A 23,816-nucleotide genomic window follows, 5' to 3' on the forward strand; every position below is an offset into this window, starting at 1 on the left:
TTTTTGGGTGTGACCCCGGGGTTGAGTGAAGTGAGCTTTTAGGTATAGCTCATTGCTAGACAGTCTCCAGCGGTATCGCCCGGGGGCGGTGGATGTGGTAGCCCTGTACCCCATCCAGGGCGATGGACCGCAGGGCCTGGAGCTGTTCTTCCCTCTCGATGCCTTCGACAATCACCCGGATGTCCAGGCTGTGGGCGGCATTGCAGATGGAGCGGATAAAAAAGACGTTATCCCTGTTGTCGGCATCGATATTGTGGGTAATGGCCCGGTCGATTTTTATGTAGTCCGGCATCAGCGACTGGAGATAACCGAAGTGAATCAGGCCCTGGCCGAAATGATCGATACCCACCTGATGGCCTGAGCCCTGGAGGTCCCCGATGAACTGTCCTATTCTGGTGGTGCTGCGGACAGCCCTGATTTCGGCAAATTCAAAGTTGAACCTGGGGCCGTCCGCCGGCAGGGAGCGCAGGGTGTCCACCAGCCAGTGGTAAAAGCGATCGTCGTCCAGTGAGGTCGGCGAAATGTTCAGGGCAAGCCGACTGGGTTGAAACAGGGACCTGGGCAGCTCCAGAATTTTTTCAAGGACCAGTCTGTCCAGCCGGGTGATCAGCTGGTATCGTTCTGCCAGGGGGATGAACAGGCCGGCCGGCAGGATGTTTTGCTGGCGATCCTCTATCCGGGTCAAGACCTCAAAGTGTACCGCTTCCGCCAATAGCCGCGGTTGCACGGTCTTCTGGACAAAGAGGCGAATCTCCCGTCCGGAGATGACTTCCTCAAGGAGCTCTTTCCATTGGCTTCTGCCTTTGGCCAGCGCTCCCTGGCGGCCAAGGCTGTCGCTGAGGAGAGCCTGGTTGCTGCCGCTGTGGATGGCTGAGCGCAGGGCCTCGTCAGCCCCCTTCAGCAACCTGCTGAAACTCAGGTTGCTCTCGTAGATGAGCCCGCCTGCCGTCACCGGAACTTCAGTCTGTAATCCCCCTGCCAGACTGCCTTCCCGGCTCTGTTCCAGGATCATGGCGAGGATAGCCTCTGCCTGTTCTCGATCGCTGTTGGCCAGGAGTATGGCAAAATCGGAGCCGCCGAGACGTGCCCCTGCAGCGGGGTACTGTTCACAGGCAGCCCGGATGGTCCCAGCCAACTCCTCCAGGAGCCGATCACCCGCCGCATACCCCAGGGTATCATTGATGCTCTGCAGGCCCTTGAGGTGAATGATCACAAAGGCCCCCTGCAGCGGGGCGGTCTTTTCGGTGACCTTGGTCAGGACCTGGCCCTCGATAAAACGTCGGTTGCCCAGGCCGGTCAACGGATCCAGGTAGGTCTGCTGAAAGAGCAGCTCAGCGGCATCGGCCTGTTCGCGGAACATTGCCTGGACCTTGGCGGTCATGGTATTCATGGCCCGGACCACCCTGGCCAGTTCCCTGGTGCGTGGAATCTGTTCTTGGAGTTGATATTGGCGTTCGCAGAGGCCCAGGGCCTGCTCTTCCACCCGGGTGAGGGGGCGGAGGAGGTAGTGGAGGCCAATCCCGCCCAGGATGGCGGCGCCGATGATTGCGGCTGCAAACCAGAGTGAGGTGGAGAGGGTGGTCTCCCAGAGGGTGCCGTAGGCAAAACCGGGGTGGCTCTCGACCGTAACGGTGCCGGCCCGCTGCCATTGGTTCATGATCAGGGCTTCGGCCTTTGGGCTGGTGAGCGGGACCATCCGGATGAACCAGGGGGGGACCCCTTCCACCTTGACATCAAGCCTCCTGGCCACAATCGCCCTCTGTTCCATGTCGCTGAGGCTGATCTCGCGATAGTAGCCGCGGTCAAAGACCGCATTGATCATCGTCTCCATGGCCGGGGTGTCCATCTCGCTGTAAAAGGTGGAAAGCGACAGGCCCAGGGAGGTGGCGGTGTCCTGGGCATGTGATTCCATCTGATTGAGGAGAAAGTTGCGGGTGGAGGAGAGCTTTTCGCCCCACATCCCGGCAAAGAGCAGGCAGAGCAGGGTGATGACGAATATGAGCAGTTGGCGGTATAGGGTCATGGTTGCCTCATCTTACTGAAAGTCCCTGGTCATTCGGCCCAGGGTATCCTGCCATCGCTTTAATCGACGGCTGCTGCCGATCATCTTGCCCCGCCCCTGTTGTTTTGCCAGCCACAGCCCGGTGCCGTTGAAACTGTATATGGGGAGGAGATCTTTTCTTTGGGAGGCAGGAAGCAGGGCGTTGGTCAGGTTGTCGATTACCAGCGGGACTGCTCCCGGTGCCGGAAAGTAGGTCAGAACCATGTGGGCCTGGTTGAGCTCCAGGGCCTTGACATAGGTGATGTTGAGCTTTGACTCGTCAACTCCCATTGCCTTGAGGGTAAAATACTTGGCAATGGAAAAGTCCTCGCAATCCCCGCCATTGCTGGCCAGAAACTCGATTGGGGTGGCCCAGTAGTCTTTTTTCTGCCAGTGCAGGCTGTCGGCGACAAAGGGGATGCTGTTGAAGAAGAGGTTCACCTTTTTGATGATGTCCAGGTCCTTGCCCTTGCTGTTGCTGCGGATCAGCTCCTGCCACTGCTCAAGCCTGGTCCGGGCCTGAACACCATACTGCTGTTCAATCCTGGCCAGGGTGGTTTCAGGAAGAACAAAGGATTCTTCGGTGGTGACCGGGTAGGGGAAAAGAGAGAGCAGGAGCAGGGAGAAGAGCAGCAGGGAGAGCCATCGCAGGGGCGGTGCTGAAAGCGAACCAGCCCCGGACCGGTGACTGGAACTTGCCGGAACGGTCGACAGAGAACCATTCTCTCGGCTTGGGACCTGGGGCCTGGGCTTTGGGGCTGCTCTGTTTTTCCCGGCCATGCTCAAGGACGCTCGTCGGAAAAAACAGAGGGCCGCCGCTGCCCCCCGCCATGAAGGGTGCTTCCTCAGGACTCTTCTTGGGGCTCTGGGGTCTCCTCGTCATCCAGGAGCGCCTCTTCTGGCCACTGGAGGTCGAGGGCGTGGACGATTCGTCCGGTACCGTTTAAGATTCGATACTGGGCATAGAGACCGTCGTAGCGGGCCACGATCAGTTGCTGCAGGGAGTCAATTCGCTCTGCCTCGGAGTCGAGTACGTCGAGCAGGGTTCGTTTACCGATGTTCCACTGTTGGCTGTAGGCGCTTGCTGTAGAGGTGGCAAATTCGACCCGTTGTTTGAGGTAGACGATTCGGTTTAAGGCAGCCTGGTAGGATTGCCAGGAAAGTCGGATCGATTCCACAACCTGACGATGGGTATTGTTGCGGATCTCACGGGCCTCATTGATCAGGTGCTTGGTCTCTGCCTTGCGGGCCTTGTCGCGCCAGCCGTTGAAGAGGTTGTAACGGAGTCGAACCATGGCCCTGAGATCTTCCCGTTCTTCAAAGCTGTAGTTGGTCTCACTCTCATAGAGCTGGTCAAGCTCAAGGTCGACGACGGGGTAAAAGGGGCTCTTGGCGACCTGGTCCTGGAAGTGGCGGGCATCAAGGTCTGCGTTGGCTGACTGGAGGGTGGGGTGCTTGGCGATGGCCAGCTGTTCTGCCTGCTCCATGGTTTCGGGCAGCAGCTGCCTGTTGATCTCCGGCTGGGTGAGACCTGCAGGCAGGTGACCTACCACCGCGAGATAGTTGGTCTTTGCGTCGAGCAGGTTCTGTTGGCCAACGATGAGGTTGGATTGAGCCAGGGTAAGGCGACTGCGGATCTGATCCATGTCCGCCTTGCTGCCCACTCCGGAGCTGCTGCGCAGTTTGATCTGGTCCGAGATGCGTTGATGGATGAGCAGATTTTCTTCCGCCAGTTCAAGCACTCGCTGGTTTTTCAGGACCTCGAGGTAGACCCGCGAGGTCTTCAGGGCGGTGTTCTCAGCGGTGGTGCGGACAATGTAGGCCTCCGAGCGGACCCGGGCCTTCTGTCGTTCTATCTCGTTTTTGGTGGAGAGGCCGGCAAAGACGTTCTGGCGGAGGCTGAGCTGGGCCAGCTGCGGACTGAGGTCTTCATCAAATGGCTGGTTGACATAATCCTTGCCTGCGCCAAGCTGGAGGTCAACTTTGGGAAAGTAATCGGCGCGTGCCTGGACCACCTCTTCGTCCCTGGCAAGTCGATTGTAGGCGACCGTGCGGACATTTGGATTGGTCGAGATCATCTCCTGGACAGCATCTTGAAGGGTTTCGGCAGAACTGCTTGAGACCAAAAGGAGCGTCAGGATGGCGGTGAGTGTGGTTAATCGCTGTACCATAGTTTCGCCCTTGGGTGTGTGCACTGATTGAATTGTATGTGATCGGTATATCTTAGCAGAGAACCCGTACTCAAGCAAACGGTATAATTGTTAATTTTATATTGAATTTATATTGGTGCTCTGCTCTTTCCCGGTCTTGCCCCGGAACCGGGGCTGAACAGGCGGCCGGCTCGGCTGTGAGGCCGGGCAAGGGCTGCCGGCAAGGGACCCTGGTTTTAATGATTGCCACCAGGATGGCAATGGTGGTATAGGCAAGCGGTGGCAACCGGTCGGCTTTGTGTTTTTTTTGGGGTGAGCAGGGGCGTGGTACTCATTGTCCTGACCGATAATTGTGGTAACTTAGCCGTTCAGAGATATAATGTCGGCTGGGCCCCACTCTTTTCTGGAAGAGTATTTCTTTCAAGCTCGACCTGGTCGGCCCAGGCATTATCTGACAGGGGGTATCCCCTCCACGCCTTGAGCGGGGGGAAAGGGCACTGCCCAAGACCGATACACCCCAGGCATTCCTTGAACCACCACAGGGCAACAGGCAGGTTAGCGTGCAATCACTGGCAGACGATCTGAAACATATCTACGAGGACAACAGCTGGCAGCGGCAATGGGCCCTGTTTACCCTGGTGAAGCGGTGGCAGGCCATTGCCGGCGAGCCGCTCTGGCAGGTGACCTATCCTGCGTTTTTTCGAGGAGAGGTCTTGTGGATCTTTGTGGCCAACTCTGCCTGGATGCAGCATCTTCAGTACGGGAAGGTCGAACTGCTGGCCAAGATCGCTGAGTTGCTCCCCGAGGTGGTGGTCAATGATATCCGCCTGCAGTTGTACCCCCCAGACCTGCCCGACCTGTCGCCTCCTCCCCAGGAGCCTCCAGTGCTTCAGGAGGTGGAACCGGGCAAGGAAGAGGCCTTTAAGCAGTTGATCGCCGGGGTCGCAGATGAAGAGTGTCGTCGATCCCTCCATAAACTGTGGCGCCTGTTTGCCCAACATCGAACGGTAACGAAGGGGCCGGATGGGTCTGAGGTGTGAGGGCAGGGGAGGTTGGGATCGGGTGCTGCAGGTGTCTGGCACCTGGCGTCTGGCGGCGGGTAGCGTTTCTGCCGAGTTCCCGGAGGAGAGCTTCGAGTCTCACTCCGGGTCTGGCAGGGCGGCCAATTATCCAAGATGATAGTAATAGCGTGTGAATGGATCACTAAGGTTTTGATGGCATGAAGATTACAGAATTGATAGGCAACACTCCCTTGGTTGAGCTGCCCAGACTGGGTACCGACCCCAAGGTGCAGCTCTTTGGCAAACTGGAATCCAGCAACCCCGGGGGCTCGATCAAGGATCGAGTGGCCCTGTCCATGGTGGAGGCCGCCGAGAGAAGCGGCGAGCTGACCCGTGACAAGATCCTCCTGGAGGCGACCAGCGGTAATACCGGGATCGGGATCGCCATGGTCTGTGCCGCCAAGCAGTACCGCTGCCAGTTGATCATGCCCGAGTCGGCCTCCATTGAACGCCGCCTGATCATGCAGGCCTATGGTGCCGAGATTATCCTCACCCCTGCCAAGAGGTCCACCGATGGCGCCATCGAAAAGGCCTATGCCATGGCCCGGGAGCATCCTGATCTCTACTGCCTGGCCGATCAGTTCAACAACCAGGCCAACTGGCAGGCCCACTATAACTCCACCGGACCAGAGATCTGGGAACAGAGCGGCGGCCGGGTAAGCGACATCATCGTCACCCTGGGCACCTCGGGTACGGCCATGGGCTTGTCCCGCTGGTTCAGGGATCATCACCCCGAAGTACGGGTGATCGCGGTGGAGCCCTACCTGGGCCATAAGATCCAGGGGCTGAAGAACATGAAGGAGTCCTACAAACCCGGGATCTTTGATAAGACCATCCCCAGCGCCATCGTCAACATCGCCGATGAGGACGCCTTTGCCACCGTCCGCAGGCTGGCCGCCGAAGAGGGTATCTTTGCCGGGATGAGCAGCGGTGCCGCCGCCTTTGCAGCCATGGAGCGGGCCAAGGAACTCGAGGAGGGCTATATCGTGGTCATCCTGCCCGATGGCGGGGAGCGCTACCTGAGCACGCCGCTGTTTGTTCCCCAGAAGAAGACGGCGGAACAGGGGTCGCAGCTGAAGTTCTTCAACACCATGTCCCGGAAAAAAGAGCGCTTTGAGCCGGTCAACAAGGAGCGGGTCACCCTCTATGCCTGCGGGCCAACCGCCTATACCCCGCCCAACATGGCCCATCTCAGACGTTTTGTGGTGGCCGATATCATGGCCCGTTACCTGCGCTACCGGGAGTATACGGTGGAGTCCTACATGAACTTCACCGACCTGGACGACAACACCATCGCCGGTGCCGAGGCCGCCGGGATGGAGCTCAAGGCCTATACCGGCGGTTTCATCGATCAGTTTCTCAAGGCTGCCGAGATCCTGGGTGTGGAAGAGTCCACCGGCTACCCTCTGGCCTCCGATCATGTAGAGGATATGATCGAGATCGCCCATGAATTGATCCACAAGGGCTATGCCTACGAGAAGCATGGCTCCATCTACTTTGATATCTCCAAGTTCAAGCGGTACGGCCGACTCTCAGGTATCGATCTCAGCAAGATCCGGGTGGGCAGGACTGTTGACCTGGATAACTACGAGAAGGACAACCCCCGCGACTTCACCCTCCTGAAACGCTCCACCCTGGCAGAGTTGAAGAAGGGGATCTTTTTTGAAACCGACTGGGGCAACGTCCGGCCGGGCTGGCATATCGAGTGTTCGGCCATGTCCACCCGCTACCTGGGCGAGACCATAGATATCCATACCGCAGGCCAGGATCTGGTCTTTCCCCACCATGAGAACGAGATCGCCATTGCCGAGTCCCTGACCGGCAAGCCCCTGGCCAACTACTGGGTGCACTCCGGCCTGTTGCTGCGCGACGGCAAGAAGATGGCCGATGATTCCGAGAACGGTGTTACCCTGCAGGAGGTGCTGGACAGGGGCTACAGCGGCCGAGAGGTGCGTTTCATGCTCCTGGGTGTTCACTACCGCAAGCCTCTCCATTTCTCCTACAAACGTCTGGAGAGTGCCAGGAGCGCCCTCAAGCGGATCGATGCCTTTACCCGCAAGATCCTCTGTCTGCCGGTGGGGCTGCCCCATCCCCAGGTGGCCACCTATATCTCTGCCCTGGAGAGCCGCTTCAGTGAGGCCATGGATGATGATATCAACACCTCCGGAGCCATCGGGGCCCTGTTTGACTTCTTGCGAAAGGTCAACCCCGTCATCCAGTCCAGTCACCTGGATCAGGAGCAGAAAAACGATATCCTGGAGGTGCTGGGTTCCATTAACAAGGTGCTGGGCTTCCTCCAGCTTGAGCAGTCCCCCCTGAGTCCGGAGATCGATCGCCTGATCCACCAGCGTGAGCGGGCCCGGCAGTTGAAGGACTGGACCGCCGCCGACTCGGTGCGGGAGCAACTCCTCCGCAAGGGGATCACGGTCCAGGATTCCGCCACCGGCCCGATCTGGGAGCGGGCAGACCAGGAGTAGGGAGAGCGGAGCAGATCGGATCAGGCCGGCAGGGCCCTCTCTGCTGGTGAGCCTGAAGGCCCGGCAAATTTATTTGCCTATTTGCTTGCCTTCCTGGCGAATTCCCGGTACATTCCGTTCCGGAAAAAATATGTGCGCCAGTAGCTCAGTTGGATAGAGCAACGGCCTTCTAAGCCGTAGGCCGGGGGTTCGAATCCTCCCTGGCGCGCCATTTATATCAAGCACTTAGCTCTTTTTTGGGTTAGGTGCTTTTTTGTTTGGTTACATGGGGTTTTCCCTTTTGAAATTATCGTTCCTGGATTTTGCCGTAATGTCTTTTTCTGAGAGGACAGCTCCCCCTCAGCCACCCCAGATTGATTTTTCCGTTTAAGTCTGCACCTTTTACGGGATTCCAGATCTGCCGCAACGCTGTTTTATTACCCTCGGTGGGGGCAATTGAACCAATTCAGATTCGGATTTGTTAACAGTCCGTATTTCAACCGCCCTGCTGCCCTCTTTTTATGTTTCCCCTGCTACCTCTCCGTCTTTTTAGCGAATTGTCCAGCAGTTACTTAGCTTAGGGTGCGGATTGTTGTTGCGCTTGACCATTGAAAAATCCTTGGGCATATCGACGATGGGTTCAATAGTTCAAACGCCTTCTACAGCAGCCATGACTTGCCCTTTTCCGTCAGAAATAAGCTATATGGCAATAGTTGTACAAACCTTGGCTGGCAAGGTTGTATTGTCCTTGGCGGCCACATTAACCGACACTTCATCTTGCTCATCAATTGTTCATACGAATGCTGCTTGGTATTCGTTTAGGGCCATATTGGCTGCCTCTTTATGCGTTGATTGTTGAATTTGAACGGCATTAAACCATTTCCGAAAATGATTACCACTAATCCTCAGCCACATTTATTTTGGGGGGTAGTCACTAAATGACTAACCGACCATATCATAATCCACCAAGATCAAAACAAACGGGGGATTATCATGGCAAAGAATTCAATTCAGTTCCAAAAAGGCTTGAGTTTGACCAATTTTCTTGCTCAGTACGGTGACGAAGAAAAATGCTATCAAGCTCTGTTTACATTCCGATGGCCCCGGGGCTTTGTATGTCCCAGGTGCGGACATGCGGGGCACTGTCAAATTGCATCTCGTAAGGTTCTTCAATGCAATTATTGCCATACTCAAACATCGTTGACTGCCGGGACCATATTTGCATCAACGAAATTACCGCTTACAGTCTGGTTCCTTGCGATATACCTTGTCACTCAAGCCAAAGTTGGCATTTACTCATTGCACCTTGGCCGCACCCTTGGAGTATCTGCAAATACAGCGCTTCGCATAAAACATAAACTCCAACAGGCAATGAAGGAAAGAGATGATACCCAACCACTGAAAGAACTGGTGGTTATTGACAGCAATTTCCGATTTAAGATATCTCGCTAATGTTACGTAACTTTTTCCGAGGCGATTCGTAAAGAAAAGATCGTTAAAATAGTCAGTTAGATTCATACCTGAAGGACATGTTGACATCAATGAGCTAACTTGTTGATTTGGCAAGATATTAGTTTGCTAACGCCACGTTAATTAACAACACGATAACAATTACTTACTCAACAAAAGTAATAACTGGGTTATTGACGACGCATATTGGGGCGGAAAGAAGAATGACGGGATCCGAGGCCGTGGAGCTACAGGTAAAACACCCTTTGTGGCATCAATTTCACTCACCGATAAAGGCCACCCTGTCAAAATGCGTCTGAGTCGAGTGACTGGATTTACAAAACAAGAACTGAAAGCATGGGCAAAAAAGCACCTGTCCCCTAAAACGTTGGTAGTATCAGATGGCCTCAACTGTTTCCCCGCTGTCAAGAAAGCTGATTGCAAGCACGAACCGATTATTTCCCGTACAGACAACGGGTATGATGAGTATGGTGTTTTTAAATGGGTCAATGTCATGATCGGTAATGTTAAAAATGCATTACATGGAACGTACCATCACGTGAGTCCACGCCACCTGCCACGGTATCTTGCAAAGTTTTGCTATCGATTCAACCGGAGGTTTGATTTGCACACCATGGTTGATCGCTTGGCATACGTGGCGATGCGGACTCCGCCAATGCCACAGCGCCTCTTAAAGTTGGCTGAAGTTCGTTGGTAATCACTTTTCCGAAAAACTCCACCCTTCTTTAAGGACCTGCATACAACCTCGACGATTACGGGATGAGCAGAGTCTTGCCGTCTAACTATCAGCTTAAAACTTCCCGCCGCTCTAGAAAATATAGAGGCTTGGTTAAAGGAAGACCTTACTCCCTGCTATCTGGGAAAAACGCTCGGCGGAGTGCTTTGCAAGGGCTGAAGATGCCATGGGGAAGGGCACACCTCTGCTCTCTCCAGGAGCTTGTCTTTCTCGGAGCAGATCGCTACAGTGGCGGAGACGAGTGTGAAACCATAGGATGCTGCTGCCTGTTGCCGTTGAGCCGAGTTGGTGAGACGAAAGAGACGTGGAGGAAGGAGTGGAGAGCGTAGAGTTGAAGGGCTACCTGCCCGGGGCCATAGGGCGGATTACCGAGCTGCATGCCGATTACTACTGCAGCCGCTGGGGCCTGGGGCCGCGCTTTGAGGCGGGGATTGCGGCAGGTCTCAGTGAGTTGATCTCTCGTTACGATGAAGAGCGCGCCCGTCTCTGGACCGTGGTCAGTGAGGGGCGGGTGGAAGGCTCCATTGCCATCGACTCCAGGGATCTCGCGGCCCGGGGTGCCTTTCTGCGCTGGTTTATCCTGGCCCCGGAACTCCAGGGGCAGGGGCTGGGCAGGAGGCTGCTGAGCGAGGCGGTCTCTTTTTGCCGGGCCAAGGGCTATGGCCGTATTTATCTCTGGACCTTTCCCGGGCTGCATCATTCCCGTCGGCTCTATCAGAGCCTTGGTTTTCAGCTGGCAGAAGAACGTCCCGGCTGCCAGTGGGGGACGGAGATGGTTGAGCAGCAACTTGTCCTGGAGCTCGGGGAACGGATCTAGGGGGAGGCGGCGTCTCCTCTGAAGCTTTTTAAGATCTGGTCAAGATCGTCGGTCTGGTAGGGCTTCTTCAGGGTGGTGAGGAAGCCGTGTTCCCGGTAGTTGAGCATGACCGGGTCCTTGCCGTCGCCGCTGCAGGCCACCATCCGTGCCTGGGGATGTCTGCTCCGCAAGGCCTGGCTGGCTTCCAGTCCTCCCATGCCTCCCGGGATATTGAGATCAAGGATCACCAGGTCATAGGGCTGCTGTTGTTCATAGGCCTGCTGGTATCGTTCTACGACCATTGCCCCGTCTCTGACCGTATCCACCCGGCTGCCCAGGTTTTCGATGATGATTGCGGCAATCTGGAGGATTGCCGCATCATCATCGAGGAGAAGCACCCTCCTGGCGGCCGGAGGATTTTGAGCCGGTTCATCCATTGCTTCCCGTGGGCGATCCTGCTGGTGGAGGGAGAACAGGGTCCCGACCCCTCGGGCGAGTGCTTCCAACTCGGCCCGGAACCCGGATGAGATCTGTTGGCTCTTGGCCTGTTGATAGAGTCGTTGGGCCTCTTCCGCCCAGGCAAAGAGACCGCATTGCAGTAAGCTGCCCTTGATGGCATGCAGGGTTCCAGCCAGGGGCGACCATGCCTGCTTGGCCGCTGCTTCCAGAGCCCTGTCCAGGTTGCTGTTGATGTTGAGGGAGCAGGTTTGGAGAAAATGGTGGATCTGTTCCTCGTGTAAGTTTGCTGAAGATTTAAGAAACTTGACGATATCATCCCGGCTGGCCGGCTGCTGCGGCGTGGCCTGGGCAGGGTCCTTGACAGGCTCCGGCAAGGCCGGAGTCGCCTCCCCGGTGGGGAGGGGTGGACCTCCCTGGAGCACCTCGCTAAAGGTGAGCTCCAGTTGTTCCAGTTGAAAGGGCTTGGGGATATAGGCATCCATGCCGGCATCAAGGCAGAGTGCCTTGTCGCTGCCCAGGGCATGGGCCGTCAGGGCAATGATGGGCAGGTGCTTGTCGGTCAGCTGGGCGGAGAGTCGCTGCTCCAGATCCGGGGAGAGCTTGTGGCCTGAGGGCCGGCCCTGTTCGATGTTTCGGATGATCTGGGTGGTGGTAATTCCATCCATAAGGGGCATCTGGACATCCATCAGCATCAGGGTAAACTGCTTTTCGGCCAGCAGCTCCAAGGCCTCCAGGCCGTTTTCCGCCGTGCTCACCCGGTGCTTCTCTTCCAGGATCATGCAGGCCAGGTCCCGGTTGACCTCATTGTCGTCCGCCACCAGCACCTCAAGTCCCTGAAGGGCGGCGATCGCTGCCGGTCGTTCAGGGGTGGGTTGTTGAGCCTGGGGATGATAGGGCTCCAGGCCAACGGTAAAGTGGAAGGTCGAGCCCTCTCCCAGTCGGCTGTCCACCCAGATTCGTCCGCCCATCAGTCCGACCAGCTGTTTGGAGATGGCCAGGCCCAGGCCGGTTCCCCCGAACTGACGTACATAGCTGCTGTCTGCCTGTTCAAAGCTGTTAAAGATCGTCTCCTGTTTTTCCGGGGAGATGCCGATGCCGGTATCGCTGACGCTGAAGTGGAGGCACGGTCCCTGGTGGTCGCCTTTTTGGCTGGCCGCCTTGATGCAAATGGTCCCGCTCTGGGTGAACTTGATGGCATTGCCCACCAGGTTGAGCAGGACCTGCTGGAGGCGAAGCTTGTCACCCAGGTAGAAGCCGGCCAGTCCCTCTTCCCGCTCTATCCTGAGCGTGATTTCTTTTTCCAGGGCCAGCATGTTCAGGGTGGAGACGATGGACTCCAGGACGGTGGGCAGGTTAAAGGGCATGGGGTTGAGTTGCATCTGGCCGGCTTCGATCTTGGAAAAGTCGAGGATATCGTTGAGTATCCCCAAGAGGCTGTCCGCCGACTGCTTGATGGTTCGCAGGAGGCTGCGCTGTTTATCTTCGACCGCCCTGTTGAAGGCCAGGCTGGACATGCCGATGATGGCATTCATCGGGGTGCGGATCTCATGGCTCATGTTGGCCAGGAACTGGGACTTGGCAGTGTTGGCTGCCTGGGCCTGTTCGGCCAGGACCAGGGCCTCGTCCCGGGCCTCCTGGAGTTGGGCCGTGCGTTGGCGGACCTGTTCCTCCAACTCCGCGTCCCGCTGCTGGATCCGGCTGAGCATCTCGTTGAAGCCCGAAGAGAGCAGGCCGAATTCATCCTGGGACTCGCAGTTGGCTCTGAGGGCGTAGTCTTTCTTGGTGGTGACCTGACTGATGATCTCCACCAGGTCGTGGACCGGGCGGGTGACCAGGCTGTGTAGCCGACCGGCCAGGATCAGGGCCAGGATCAGGCCGCCGATGATAATCATCAGGGCATAGCTCCCTGCCCAGAGCAGCATCTGATAGAGTGCCTCCATGCTTGCCTGGAGATAGAGGGAGCCGATCTGTTCACCATCCACCATGATGGGCTGGAGGATATCGATATGGCTGTTGTGGAAGGCGTAGCCCTGGAGGGATAACTCCCGGCGGATAGGGTCAGACCAGGGTTCGGTGAGCGTCTGGTCGCGGTTCTCTCTGGCGACTACGGTCTGGTCCTGGTTAAGGACGGCTGCCTGGAGGATGTCCTCTTTCTGGCGGAGTGCCTGCAGGATCCGCTGCAGTCCCTCCTGGTCCTGAAAGAGCAGGGCTGCGGCGCTGTTGTCGCTGGTGATCTTTGCCAGACCCTTGAGCTCCTGCAAGGCCCTGGACTGGTAGAGACGCCATTGCCCCACCATGGCCACCGCCGAGGAGAGCAGGAGGATGATGGTGCAGACGCTGAAGATAATCAGGTTGAGTTTTTGTTTGACCGGCAGGTCCTGGATAGCGCGTCTCATGGTTTGGCCTCCATCACTTCGATGGCCAGGGAGAGCAGGCGGGAGTCGATGCGTATTCGGCTCTGCTTGGCACTGTTGAGGTTGATGATGAAGCGTAACCTCCCCCTCACCGGGATGAACTGAATCATCCCGCCCTGTTGGGAGAAGTTTTTTTCCTCTGCCACCGTGACGATCGCTTGCCCTGCGAGTCTGTGCAGGAAAGGGGTGATCTGGCCGGGGTCAGGTGGGGCAAGGTAGAGGATCTGGCATTGTCCGATACTGGCAAGGTCGGGGTAGTACTCGATGAGGATGGGGTGCTCCTGGATGCGTTTGCCCTGGAGTTTGTTCAGCTGAGCGGCAAAACGGCTGTCCCCCAGAACTCCGATGGTCAGCGGGCTCGTTGCCTGGGCAAAGGTCCCCTCGGGCCAGTGAATAAACTTGGCAAAGTTGAAGAGGTAGGCAGCCTTCACCTTGTCGGCCGCAGGGTTGTCGGCCCCGGCCGGGGCCGACAACCCTGCGGAGAGCAGCAGGAGGAGCAGGATGGAGAAGAGTCGACTGGGCAAGCTCAGCTCTTAATATTCCCAGGTGATCTTGGCATAGACCGAGGGGCCGATCTCGATGGGGGCGGTAAAGGACTCGGAGACAAACTCCACCCGTCGGCCGCCGATCAGGTTCTGACCCACCAGGGTCAGCTCCAGGCCCTCCCGGACGATCCAGCGGATGTTGGCGTCCAGGTTGAGATAGGCGTCGACCTCTTTTTCGTTGTTAAAGCTCAGGCTGGCCTCTTTGAGTTCGTCCACATAGCGCAGCCAGAGGTTGAGGTGGAGGCGCTCGCCGATGATGAAGTGGGTCCGTGCCGAGACCTGGTGACGGGGGCTGGAGTCTTCGTAGACCTCGTCAGGGGCGAATTGATAGTTTTGCTCGTCGGTCATGGCAAGCTGGATAAAGCTGTAGCCCAGCTCCGTCTCCAGCCACAGGCTGGGGATCCATTTGGCGGTCAGCTCCAGGCCGTAGGCATCCCCCTCGATGGCGTTGCTGAACTGCAGATCCATGGTGCGGCTGGAGCCGTAGGACTGGAGATGGTCATAGTCGTTATAGAAGAGGGCCAGGTCCAGGGAGAACTCCTTGGCTGCGCAGTAACGGTAGCCCAGCTCATAGGCGATCAGCTCTTCGGATGTGAATTCAGGGTTGCCGACAATGGCCACCGGCACGGGAAAGGGGATGGTCGGCGGGGCCGGTGGAATAACCTGGGTGACGATCCGTCCCCCCTCCTCCACCCTGGAGGGGGTGCGTACTGCCCGGGCAACCGAGGCCCAGAAGGTCTGGCTCTGGTCCGCCTTCCAGAGGGCCCGGATATTGGGCTGGACTTCGAAGCCGGTGTAGTCGTTATGCTCCAGTTTGGAGCCGATGGTCAGCCAGAAGGTCTCTCTCACCAGCTCGATTTCATCCTGGAGAAAGCCGCTGAAGAGTTGGATGGTTCGGGAGTCCGGGGTCAGCGAGACCTGGAAGGTGTTGTCAAATTCATCCTGGATATTCCGGTAGCCCAGGCCCCAGATCAGGTCGTGGCGTTCCCCTACCTGAAGGTGGTGGCTCAGGTCAAAGTCCAGGGTCTGGTGGGTCTGCTCCATGTAGATCTCGTCCCGGTTGGTGTAGTCATAGTAGAGCTGGGTGGTCAGTTTGTTGTTTTCCGAGAAGTGATGCTGCCAGCGGCCCAGGAGGTTGTGGCCGCTGGAGCTGAACTGGTCGTGGACCACGCTCTGGTAGGGAGGGTATGGGGTGGTGTAGGGGGAGACCAGCTGGTTGTTCTCGTTGGCAATGAGGTCGCCCTGTAGGGTCCAGGAGTCGTCCAGGCCGAGATCGCCGTCCAGGCGAAAACCGCCGCTGGCAGTGTGCCAGTTATCCTCGGCATCTGTCTGATCCGCACCAAACTGATAGGATGCCTGGTCATGGCGATGGAGGTAGAAGCGGCCATAGGTGTCCTCGTTGAGCTGGTTGCCGTAGCGGGCCGTGCCCATGAAGCGGTCATGGCTGCCTGCAGCGCCGCTGAGCAGCACCCCCTGGGTATCGGAGGCCTGTTTGGTGATGATGTTGATGATCCCGTTGACCGCATTGGCGCCCCAGAGGGTGGCGCCGGGGCCGCGGATCACCTCGATTCGTTCTACATCCTCCAGGACCACGGTTTGCATATCCCAGTAGACCCCGGAAAAGGAGGGGGTGTAGACGCTGCGGCCATCGATCTGGACCAGCAGCTTGTTGGCAAAGGTGGAGTTGAAGCCGCGGGAGCTGATGGCCCACTTGGAGGAGCTGATCCGGGCGACCTGGATGCCCGGGACCAGCCGCAGGGCCTCTGGGATCGAGGTGGCCCCGGAGTTGCGGATGGCCTCCTGGTCGATGACATAGGCGGCGGCCGGCACCTCGTTCAGGTTCTGGACCTTGCGGCCCGCCGAGGTGATCTGGATCTGCATCAGGGATTCCAGGTCCAGGTCCAGGACATCCTCGGCGCTGCTTCCCTGTGCCGTTGTTACAGACAGGGTCATGAACAAGGTATAGACGAAAAGGTGTTTCAGGGGAAAAAGTTTGGAAATCTGAACCATTTTTTTTCCTTGGGCATTGATTGCTGCCGTTGGCAGGAAGGAGGAAAGATATTTCTTAGAGTATATAGGGGCAAAAAAGTAAAATCAAATGATCGCCCTTTATTAACCAGGAATGACAGCCTCTCCGGCTGGAAAGGGAGCAGGTTGGTGCCGGTCTTGGTGAGTTGGTTTTGCGGCGCAGCTCTTTACGCTGAAAGCTGATGGTGGCCAGGGAGACCTCGCTCTCCTGGGGGCTAAGCAGGAGATTTAAGGAGGAGAGGCGCTGGAGAAAGGGGGTGGTGATATCTTTGAGGTGCTTGGCGGCAGTGTCAAGGTGGGGGCATCGATTGAGGGCCGACTTTAGGGGGGGCAGGGAAATCGGCAGCTGGGTGACCGGGTGGGAGCTTTTCTACCAGAGCTGCCAGCTCCCTGTAGCCGCGATGTAGCCGGCCAGACTGATGTTGGTGATGCCGTGGGCGATGATGCAGGCCAGCAGATCTCTTTGGCGAATGAGCAGCCAGGCCATCAGCAGGCCGTAGGCAATGGCAGCCGGCCACTCCTGGCTGGCATGGCCGCTCACGAAGACCAGGGTCGAGATGGCGACCGCCATCCAGGACCACTGGCCGGGTTTGACCTGGTCGATGGAGCGGTTGTGGAGTGCCTCCTGAAGAGGGGCCTCCAGACCCTGTCGGCGGCATTGGTCCCACTGCAGGGCCATCCTGAAGGCGAAGCCATGGATCATAAGCTCTTCAAACACCGGCACCAGCAGTCCTGCCGCCGAGAGGCGGAGCAGGAATCCCGTGGACGTCCAGGGGGCGGCGCTTGCAGCATCAGTGAAGGGCAGCAGGCAGAGGATCCAGAGTGCACATCCTGCCAGGCCGGTGAGGGTGCCGATAAGCAGCGAGGAGGAGATGCTCTTCTTCTGAACAAGGGGGATATACCAGCGCCAGCCCCAGGCCAGCAGGGCCGTGGTGATGACTATACGGAGCAGGTAGTTGAGCTCAATCGGGATGGTCTCTGCCAGGGTTGAGCTGATCAGGACATAGGCCAGGTAAGGGGCGATATAGGGCAGCAGCAGGCGCTGGTTGGTCGTCATCCCGGTGCCGGGCGCTTGCTCCGCACGGGGCTGCTTACTCGTCTGGCGCATCATGCCCGCCCCGCTCTTTTTCTCGGCGAGCCTGTTGCTCCTGCTTCCGGGTGCGGTAAAAGTCAATCAGAGCCCAGGGGAGCAGGACGGCGCTGGCGATACGGTTAAAGAGCAGGTGCTCCTGCATCTCGGGTGCACTGCTTAACCAGCCGTCATAAAAGCACCAGAGGCCAAAGCAGGCCAGGATAAAGGGAAAGACATAGGGGCTGATTTCCGGTGGTTGTTTCTTTTGCTCTTTGGCCATGGCAGGGTGCTGTGGGTCAGGTTTGTGGGAGATTGGGCGGCTCTTGTCTCAGCTGCAGAGTGCGGGGGAGCTTTCGGTTCCGGTTTTCTTTTCCGGCTCACTGGCCTTGCCCCTGGTCCGGGTCATGAACCCCTCTGCAGCGGATCGATATTGTGGGAAAAAAAGTCGATGTTTAAATTTTTAGTAGTATCTATGCTACAATAGCAATGACTGTTCGGCAATGTAGAAAGGCTGTTTTTCCAGAATCTGTTCTAAAAAAGGTATGGTTTTTATGCGCCTGTTTCCTCGGCCTGCCTCTGTTCGCCTTCATTTGGTGATCGCCTCGCTGTTTGTCGGCTTGATCACGCTCTTTGGCAGTGGTCTGGCCTGGTATAACTACCAGGCAACCTCGCGGCTGTTGGTGAGCGCTGCCAACGAGATGTTCTCCCAGATCAGCCGGGAGTTAAGCCTCGATTACCTGGGGAGCTATAAACCGGTAGCCACTGCGGTGATCGTGGTGAGCGCCACCGGGGTCGTCCATGCCGTGGACCTTGAGGAGCGCCTGCGTTATTTGCCGATGTTTCAGGCGGCCCTCCAGGAGGCCCCCCATCTCTCCGGTCTGCAGGTGGGCTACGGTGATGGTGGCTACTTCATCGTCCGTCCCTTGAGCCGCGACTATCTGCGCTCCAGGTTCGATGCGCCTCCGGGAGCCGCCTTGGTGGTGGATCAGGTAGAGCTTGAGGCGGATGGTAAGCGCTATCTGCGTCGATTCTGGTTCTCTGAAGGCTTGGAGGAGGTCGGCAGGGCAGCCCCGGAAGAGACCGGCTATGACCCCAGGCTGCGCCCCTGGTACACCCAGGCCATTGCCGAGAGCCGGGTGATCGGTACTGCTCCCTATCTGTTTCGTTTCATCGGCCGGCTGGGCTTCACCGTAGCCCGGCGTTCGCCGCTCTCCCGGGCCGTGGTGGCCGGTGATGTCACCCTGATGCAGCTTTCAGAAACCCTGGCCAGCCACCGGATAACCCGGCGCTCTGAACTCGCACTGCTCTCGGAACAGGGGCAGGTGGTTGCCTACCACGATGGCTCCCGACTGGTCAGGCGGGTCAAGGGGCAGGAGCCGCAACTCTCCAGCCTCAGAGAGCTCGATAGCGGGGTGCTCTCCTACGTGGCTGAAACGGTCCCCTTCCGTGATGGGGTGGTCGATTTTCGCTACAAAGGGGAGTCCTGGTTGGGGGCGGTCCGTGAGCTGGATAATCTTCTGAAAGAGTCTGGCTATTTCTTGGTGATGCTCTCTCCGAAAAGGGAGCTGTTGGCACAGGCGGTGACCATTCAGCTCAGGGCAGCCTTGATTGCCCTGGTGCTGATCCTGGCAGCCGTGGTGCTGACCTGGCTGTTGGCCCGGAGGATTGCGACCTCTCTGCAGGGGCTTGTTGAGGCGGCGGAGCGGGTCAGTCGTTTCGATTTTTCCACCGCGGTGAGCAATGGCACTCCCATCCGGGAGGTGCAGGAGTTGAGCCGGGCCATGGGGATGATGCAGGCCACCATCGGCCAGTTTACCCGGCTGATCGATTCCCTGGCCGGTGAAGGGGACTTTGATGCGCTCCTGGCCACGGTCACCGCCGAAACCATGCAGATCTGTGGTGCCGATGCAGCCGTGGCCTACCTGGTGGATGAGTCGACTGATCGGCTGACCCCGGCCGTGGTCAAGAGTCGGCGGCTTCAGGGGCTGGAGGTGGCCGGCCTCGGGGAGGTCCCTGTTGCCGCTGGCTCGCCCCTGGCGCGTGCCCTGCTCAGCGGTACAATGGAGGAGATCAGGGTTACCGCCAGAGACGGGGCAGGGTTTGCCGACCTCTTGCAACTGCTTGGTCATGAGGCCCTGACCCTCTCTGTTATCCCCCTGCATAACCGTTCAGGCGAAGCCGTCGGTGTCCTGGTCATGATCCATGAGCAGGCCCATGCCGCAGTCGGACCCGGGGCGGTCGACTACTCCTCCTTTGTAGAGGCTATCTCCGGTTTTGCGGCCGTGACCCTGGAGAGCAGGAAGATGCTGAAGATGCAGAAGCAGCTGCTGGAATCCTTTATCCAGGTGCTTGCCGGCGCCATCGATGCCAAGTCCCCCTATACCGGGGGCCACTGCCAGCGGGTGCCGGTGCTGGTAAAGATGCTGGCCCGTAAGGCCTGTGAGAGCCGGGAGGGGAGCTTTGCTGATTTTCGTCTGGATGGGCAACAGTGGGAGGCCCTCCATATCGCTGCCTGGCTCCACGACTGCGGTAAGGTGACCACCCCTGAATACGTGGTGGATAAGGCCACCAAGCTGGAGACCATCTATGATCGCATCCATGAGGTCAGGATGCGCTTTGAGGTTCTTAAACGGGATGCCCAGCTGGCCTACTGGCAGGAACTGTACCAGGGTGGTGAGCAAGGGCTCCTGGAGAGGCAGCTGGAGCGGCAGTGGCAACGACTGGATGAAGAGTTTGCCTTTGTGGCCCGCTGCAACCTGGGGGGAGAGTGGCTCTCCTCGGAGCATCTTGAGCGCTTGACCCGGATCGGGGCCCGGACCTGGCAACGGACCATCGATGATTGCCAGGGGTTGGGCTGGGAAGAGCTGGAGCGGCTCCAGGCTGTCTCCAGCGGAGAGCTGCCGGTGACCGAGTTTCTCCTGGCTGACAAGGAGGAGCATCTCATCCCGCGGAGCGGCTCCGCCCAAGCCGAGCAGGGAGGCGCGCATGGCTTTTGCCTGGAGACCCCTAAGTATCTCTATAATAGAGGAGAGCTTTATAACCTCTCGGTGCGGCGGGGCACCTTGAGTCCTGAGGAGCGCTATCAGATCAACGATCATATCGTCCAGACCATCATCATGCTGGACAAGCTGCCCTATCCCAGGCACCTTCAGGCGGTTCCCGAGATAGCCGGCGGCCATCACGAGAAGATGGACGGCAGCGGGTATCCCCGGGGCTTGAAGGGGGCAGAGCTCTCGCTTCCTGCCAGGATGATGGTCATTGCCGATGTCTTCGAGGCCCTCACCGCCTCGGACCGACCGTACAAGAAGGCGAAAACCCTGGCCCAGGCCCTGGCCATCATGGAGGTCATGGTTCAGGAGCACCATCTGGATGGAGAACTGTTTGCGCTCTTTGTCTCCAGTGGGGCCTGTCTGGAGTATGCCCTTGAGTATCTTCTGCCTGAGCAGTTGGCTGGTTTTGAGCTGGACTGTCAGAGGGGGGGGGACTGAAGAGGGGGCAGAGGACCGCTTTGGGGGGAGGGCCCTCTGCCGGAGGAGCGTTTATCGCTGGACCGGAACCGGCTTCTTCTCATGGTTGATGTATTTGACAAATACCGGGAAGGCTACAAAGAAGGCCACGCAGATCAGGTATTCGATGCCCTTGATATGGGAGTAGTAGTCCACCAGGGTATGGATGGGATTCATCATCCCTGTGGCGACCATGTATTGACGCATTAACTCCCCGACCTGCCAGTCGACCTGATTCAGGGCGCCGATAAAGGCTGCAGTGACCCAGATCAGGACCATGGCGCTGAGGGTAAGGATGATGCCGGTGGTGACTTTTTTGTTTGCCTGAGCGTTCATTGAATCTTCTCCTGTTCGTACTGTTGTATGTTGGTACTTTTTCTCTATTATCCGAAAATTGTTGTGATGTATCCCTTGATCATGTTGCCGGCGCCGCTGTTGGCCAGGCCTGCTGCCAGGCAGACGAATGACCAGATGCTGACCAAAGAGGCCATGGTTATGATGGCGATTAAGGAGAACTTTGAAGTTTCCTGGGAGATGTCTGTGTTGGTCGTTTCTTTTTTCAATACTTGAGTGGTCATGGTCTCCTCCTTTCCTGGTCAACTGTAGTGGTGTGCTCTGTTTGCCTTTGTAATTGCATCTGTGGTGCCAGAATGTTTTCGGGACGGATAAAAGGCGGCTTTTCTTTTAAGTCTTTGTTTTTAGAGGTGATTTTTCCAGGCTGCTGCCAACCTGGAGGGATTTATGCTCCTGCCACATTACTGTGGCTTGCAACACTGTTGCCCGCAGATGTGTTGCAATGTGTGGGATTGAAGTCGGTGTAGCGCAGAAGTGTTGCAGGTTCGGTATCGGGCTTTGCCAAGGCAGGAGGATCGGGGATGGCGGCAGAGGTGTTTGAAGAGATTCTTCTTTTGGTCTCGGTCAATGGATACAGTTATATCCCTTGAATATCAGTTGGATAGATAAGGTGGATTGTTCCCCCTGTCTTGGCCTTGAGCGAAAGATCTCCCCCTTCAAGCTGTCCTCCTGCCGACCGGATCGGGACGGCTGGAGTCATCCCCGGCTAGGTTTATCTGGCCAGGGTGTGGTTATGGGAGGGGAAGACGCAGGGTCAGGCGAGCAGGGCCATGGGGCGGCTGTTCGTGGATGAGGTCGCCGCCGTGCTGCTGCATCAGTAGTGTGCACTGCTCAAGGGAGGGCCAGGCCGGAGAAGGTTCCGGCCTGGCCGGGCTCCATTGGTCTGCCGAGTTGGTATGGAGGATATCGATGCAGGGGATCTCTGGATTGGAAAGACAACAGAGGCTGATACACTTCTGTGTCGTGGTGGTCTGAGCCGTGCAGCAGAGCCGGGCCAACTGGACAAGGGTGAGGCAGACCAGGCGGAGGATGCCTGGGGGCATGGGCAGGGTCGGATTGTCTCTGTGGCTGAGTTGCAGGCTGATGGCCTGGGCCTGGAGCGGCTTTTCCAGCAGGCTGCGCAGTCCCTGGAAAAAGGCGTCGGCCTGGATGGCTTGCAGCTGGGGCGGCTCTGTCTGTTTGCTGAGCACCACCATGCTCCGGGCCAGGGAGGCGATCCTCTGTTCTTCTCTGAGCAGGTTGCCAAGGACCTTGTCAACCTCTGCCTGGCCATCTCGATTGTCTGAAAGGTCGATCAGCTGCTGGGTATAGTTGATGGTTCCGTTCACCAGGTTGGTGATGGTGCTGGCTGCCTCTGAACTGAGCGCTCCGGCAATGGAGTAGAGATAGTGCTCGGTATCCAGCCGCTCACTCGTGCCTGGGGCAGGGGAGTGGTTCGCTGGAGAATTTCCGGGCTGTGGCAGCTGTCGCTGGGCCTGGTTCAGGGCGACGCCGAGTGTGTCCAGGTATTGGGGGGAGAACCCTTGTTCCAACGGGCTGTAGAGCAGGACGATTTTTTGGACCAGCCCCCCCAGCCGGAGGGGGATGGCGAGACAGGAGCCGGAACTCGGCTGGTTGCCCGGGATGCACTCCAGCTCTGCAGGGAGCAGGGAAAGGTCAAAGTCCTGCTGCACCATGCTCTTGCTTGCCAGACATTGCAGGGCCGGGGCGCAGATGGCCTCGCGCTGCTGGTCGCGCTGCAGCAGGCGGCGCAGAGGCGCCAGCTCATCTCCCCTGGAGCCGCAACTTCCATAGCAGGGGCGCAGCTGGCCCTGTCCATCCGCTTCAGCCAGCCAACAGTAGCAGAAGTCAGGGTTGGCTGTCAGGATGTTACAGAGCTCTTGCTGGTATTGCTCCGGCCCGGCACAGTGGTCGGCGAGTTCCAGGACGGCCTGCAGGGTGGCAAAGAGGTCGATCGCCCGGTCGTGCTCGGCAAGGAGTCCCCTGATCTGCACGACCAGGCGGTCCATGGAGATGGCCTTGGCTGAAGTCGGGCTCTGGTCCGGTCCGTATCTGGCCTGTTGAAACAGGCTGCAGAGGCGGGTCAATGGACGGCCCAGGGAGCGATTAATCGTAAAGAGGAGGCTGCAGCTGATCACGAACAGCAGGGCCAGGATGCCGATGATAAAGGAATGCAAACCCTGGAGAATGGCCTGGGTATGGTCGCTGAGGGAGAGACGGAAGTCCTGAAGCCTCTGGGAGACGGTATTCAGCTTTTTGATCAGGGCAAGTTGGCTCTGGAGTGGGCGCGTTTTCTGATCCTCCAGCTTCTGCAGATCGGTGAGTAGGGTGACCAGCTCGTTGCGGGAAACCAGGGAACTCTTGAGGGCGTCCTTGATCAGGATTGACTTGCGCAGGCTGTTGGTGCTGGTGTTGAGGGTGTTGAGCTCGTCCCTGAGCCGGCTGAGGTTCATCTGGGTATCGCTGACCAGGGACTCACTGATATATTTTTGCAGGGCCGTGTAGTTGAAGAGGAGGCGGTCGCTGGCCTCTACGGCCTGGCTGCACTGTTGGTAGAGCAGGTACTGGCGTGCGCCCAAGGCCAGGACGACCATGAAGAGGATAAAGATACAGCCTGTTACCGCCGGAAAGAAACGTTTCAGGGGCAGGGATGAGATGAGTTGAGTGAGCGAATGCTGGCTGGCGCGGCCCTCCACAGTAACCTCCGGTTAGGGATGAGGGGGAAGAA

The 23,816-nt window shown here is 57.9% G+C and carries 17 protein-coding genes and 1 tRNA gene; 7 read left to right on the forward strand and 11 right to left on the reverse strand.

The window, feature by feature from the left end; translation table 11 throughout:
• Window positions 1-55: 55 nt before the first annotated feature.
• The 3 genes from G494_RS24735 to G494_RS0120300 form a co-directional block, all read right to left on the reverse strand.
• Window positions 56-2,023: an EAL domain-containing protein gene (locus tag G494_RS24735; protein WP_051305920.1), complete on the reverse strand. Its 1,968-nt coding sequence runs from the start codon at window positions 2,021-2,023 to the stop codon at window positions 56-58.
• A gap of 12 nt (window positions 2,024-2,035) precedes the next feature.
• Window positions 2,036-2,821, reverse strand: coding sequence for a transglutaminase-like cysteine peptidase (locus G494_RS24740; protein WP_084457154.1), 786 nt, complete (start codon window positions 2,819-2,821; stop codon window positions 2,036-2,038).
• A 65-nt stretch (window positions 2,822-2,886) separates the two neighbouring features.
• The gene (locus G494_RS0120300) at window positions 2,887-4,212 is read right to left on the reverse strand and encodes a TolC family outer membrane protein (RefSeq protein WP_035247747.1); all 1,326 of its coding nucleotides are present in this window, start codon (window positions 4,210-4,212) and stop codon (window positions 2,887-2,889) included.
• Between the two features lie 539 nt (window positions 4,213-4,751).
• On the opposite strand from G494_RS0120300, the gene G494_RS0120305 reads away from it, so the two are divergent.
• The 6 genes from G494_RS0120305 (at window position 4,752) to G494_RS24745 (ending at window position 10,731) form a co-directional block, all read left to right on the forward strand.
• Window positions 4,752-5,231, forward strand: a complete 480-nt coding sequence (locus tag G494_RS0120305; RefSeq protein ID WP_028585985.1) for a DUF721 domain-containing protein — start codon at window positions 4,752-4,754, stop codon at window positions 5,229-5,231.
• 179 nt (window positions 5,232-5,410) lie between these two features.
• Window positions 5,411-7,729, forward strand: coding sequence for a cysteine--tRNA ligase (gene cysS, locus G494_RS0120310; RefSeq protein WP_028585986.1), 2,319 nt, complete (start codon window positions 5,411-5,413; stop codon window positions 7,727-7,729).
• A gap of 134 nt (window positions 7,730-7,863) precedes the next feature.
• Window positions 7,864-7,940, forward strand: a tRNA-Arg gene (locus G494_RS0120315).
• A 761-nt stretch (window positions 7,941-8,701) separates the two neighbouring features.
• Window positions 8,702-9,160, forward strand: coding sequence for a transposase (locus G494_RS26500; RefSeq protein ID WP_084457158.1), 459 nt, complete (start codon window positions 8,702-8,704; stop codon window positions 9,158-9,160).
• Window positions 9,161-9,350: 190 nt separating this feature from the next.
• Window positions 9,351-9,875: an IS1595 family transposase gene (locus G494_RS26505; RefSeq protein ID WP_084457160.1), complete on the forward strand. Its 525-nt coding sequence runs from the start codon at window positions 9,351-9,353 to the stop codon at window positions 9,873-9,875.
• 355 nt (window positions 9,876-10,230) lie between these two features.
• Window positions 10,231-10,731, forward strand: coding sequence for a GNAT family N-acetyltransferase (locus tag G494_RS24745; RefSeq protein WP_208597725.1), 501 nt, complete (start codon window positions 10,231-10,233; stop codon window positions 10,729-10,731).
• On the opposite strand, the gene G494_RS24750 is transcribed toward G494_RS24745, so the two are convergent.
• From G494_RS24750 to G494_RS0120355, 5 genes are all read right to left on the reverse strand, one after another.
• Complete coding sequence (locus G494_RS24750; RefSeq protein WP_051305922.1) at window positions 10,728-13,565, reverse strand: response regulator; 2,838 nt, start codon at window positions 13,563-13,565, stop codon at window positions 10,728-10,730. The two genes, G494_RS24745 and G494_RS24750, sit on opposite strands and share 4 nt — an antisense overlap.
• Entirely contained in the window at window positions 13,562-14,107 is a 546-nt protein-coding gene (locus tag G494_RS0120340) for a YfiR family protein (RefSeq protein ID WP_028585988.1), read from the reverse strand. The genes G494_RS24750 and G494_RS0120340 overlap by 4 nt, the downstream gene beginning before the upstream one ends.
• A 9-nt stretch (window positions 14,108-14,116) precedes the next feature.
• On the reverse strand, window positions 14,117-16,138 hold the full coding sequence (locus G494_RS0120345) for a TonB-dependent receptor plug domain-containing protein (protein WP_028585989.1): 2,022 nt from the start codon (window positions 16,136-16,138) through the stop codon (window positions 14,117-14,119).
• Window positions 16,139-16,526: 388 nt separating this feature from the next.
• Window positions 16,527-17,267, reverse strand: a complete 741-nt coding sequence (locus G494_RS0120350) for a CPBP family glutamic-type intramembrane protease (protein ID WP_232362607.1) — start codon at window positions 17,265-17,267, stop codon at window positions 16,527-16,529.
• Window positions 17,248-17,508 (reverse strand): hypothetical protein, encoded by a 261-nt coding sequence (locus tag G494_RS0120355; RefSeq protein ID WP_028585991.1) that lies wholly within the window; start codon window positions 17,506-17,508, stop codon window positions 17,248-17,250. Before G494_RS0120355 ends, G494_RS0120350 begins: the two co-directional genes overlap by 20 nt.
• Before the next feature lie 271 nt (window positions 17,509-17,779).
• Between G494_RS0120355 and G494_RS28010 the strand changes: the two genes are divergently transcribed.
• Complete coding sequence (locus G494_RS28010; RefSeq protein ID WP_035247749.1) at window positions 17,780-20,716, forward strand: HD domain-containing phosphohydrolase; 2,937 nt, start codon at window positions 17,780-17,782, stop codon at window positions 20,714-20,716.
• Between the two features lie 51 nt (window positions 20,717-20,767).
• Here the strand turns inward: G494_RS28010 and G494_RS0120365 are convergent, their stop codons facing one another.
• The 3 genes from G494_RS0120365 to G494_RS0120375 all read right to left on the reverse strand — a co-directional run bounded on the left by G494_RS0120365 (window position 20,768) and on the right by G494_RS0120375 (window position 23,784).
• Entirely contained in the window at window positions 20,768-21,070 is a 303-nt protein-coding gene (locus G494_RS0120365; protein WP_028585992.1) for a hypothetical protein, read from the reverse strand.
• 47 nt (window positions 21,071-21,117) lie between these two features.
• On the reverse strand, window positions 21,118-21,312 hold the full coding sequence (locus G494_RS0120370; protein ID WP_028585993.1) for a hypothetical protein: 195 nt from the start codon (window positions 21,310-21,312) through the stop codon (window positions 21,118-21,120).
• A 507-nt stretch (window positions 21,313-21,819) separates the two neighbouring features.
• Window positions 21,820-23,784 carry a hypothetical protein gene (locus G494_RS0120375; protein WP_028585994.1) on the reverse strand — a complete coding sequence of 655 codons (1,965 nt, stop codon included), beginning with the start codon at window positions 23,782-23,784 and terminating at the stop codon, window positions 21,820-21,822.
• Window positions 23,785-23,816 lie beyond the last annotated feature (32 nt).

This window comes from Desulfogranum mediterraneum DSM 13871, from assembly GCF_000429965.1.
GTDB lineage: Bacteria > Desulfobacterota > Desulfobulbia > Desulfobulbales > Desulfobulbaceae > Desulfogranum > Desulfogranum mediterraneum.

Coding starts and splice junctions, on each gene's coding strand:
- G494_RS24735 (WP_051305920.1), bottom strand. CDS start 2,023: ATGACCCTATACCGCCAACTGCTCATATTCGTCATCACCCTGCTCTGC.
- G494_RS24740 (WP_084457154.1), bottom strand. CDS start 2,821: ATGGCCGGGAAAAACAGAGCAGCCCCAAAGCCCAGGCCCCAGGTCCCA.
- G494_RS0120300 (WP_035247747.1), bottom strand. CDS start 4,212: ATGGTACAGCGATTAACCACACTCACCGCCATCCTGACGCTCCTTTTG.
- cysS (WP_028585986.1), top strand. CDS start 5,411: ATGAAGATTACAGAATTGATAGGCAACACTCCCTTGGTTGAGCTGCCC.
- G494_RS26500 (WP_084457158.1), top strand. CDS start 8,702: ATGGCAAAGAATTCAATTCAGTTCCAAAAAGGCTTGAGTTTGACCAAT.
- G494_RS24750 (WP_051305922.1), bottom strand. CDS start 13,565: ATGAGACGCGCTATCCAGGACCTGCCGGTCAAACAAAAACTCAACCTG.
- G494_RS0120345 (WP_028585989.1), bottom strand. CDS start 16,138: ATGGTTCAGATTTCCAAACTTTTTCCCCTGAAACACCTTTTCGTCTAT.
- G494_RS0120350 (WP_232362607.1), bottom strand. CDS start 17,267: ATGATGCGCCAGACGAGTAAGCAGCCCCGTGCGGAGCAAGCGCCCGGC.
- G494_RS0120355 (WP_028585991.1), bottom strand. CDS start 17,508: ATGGCCAAAGAGCAAAAGAAACAACCACCGGAAATCAGCCCCTATGTC.
- G494_RS28010 (WP_035247749.1), top strand. CDS start 17,780: ATGCGCCTGTTTCCTCGGCCTGCCTCTGTTCGCCTTCATTTGGTGATC.
- G494_RS0120365 (WP_028585992.1), bottom strand. CDS start 21,070: ATGAACGCTCAGGCAAACAAAAAAGTCACCACCGGCATCATCCTTACC.
- G494_RS0120370 (WP_028585993.1), bottom strand. CDS start 21,312: ATGACCACTCAAGTATTGAAAAAAGAAACGACCAACACAGACATCTCC.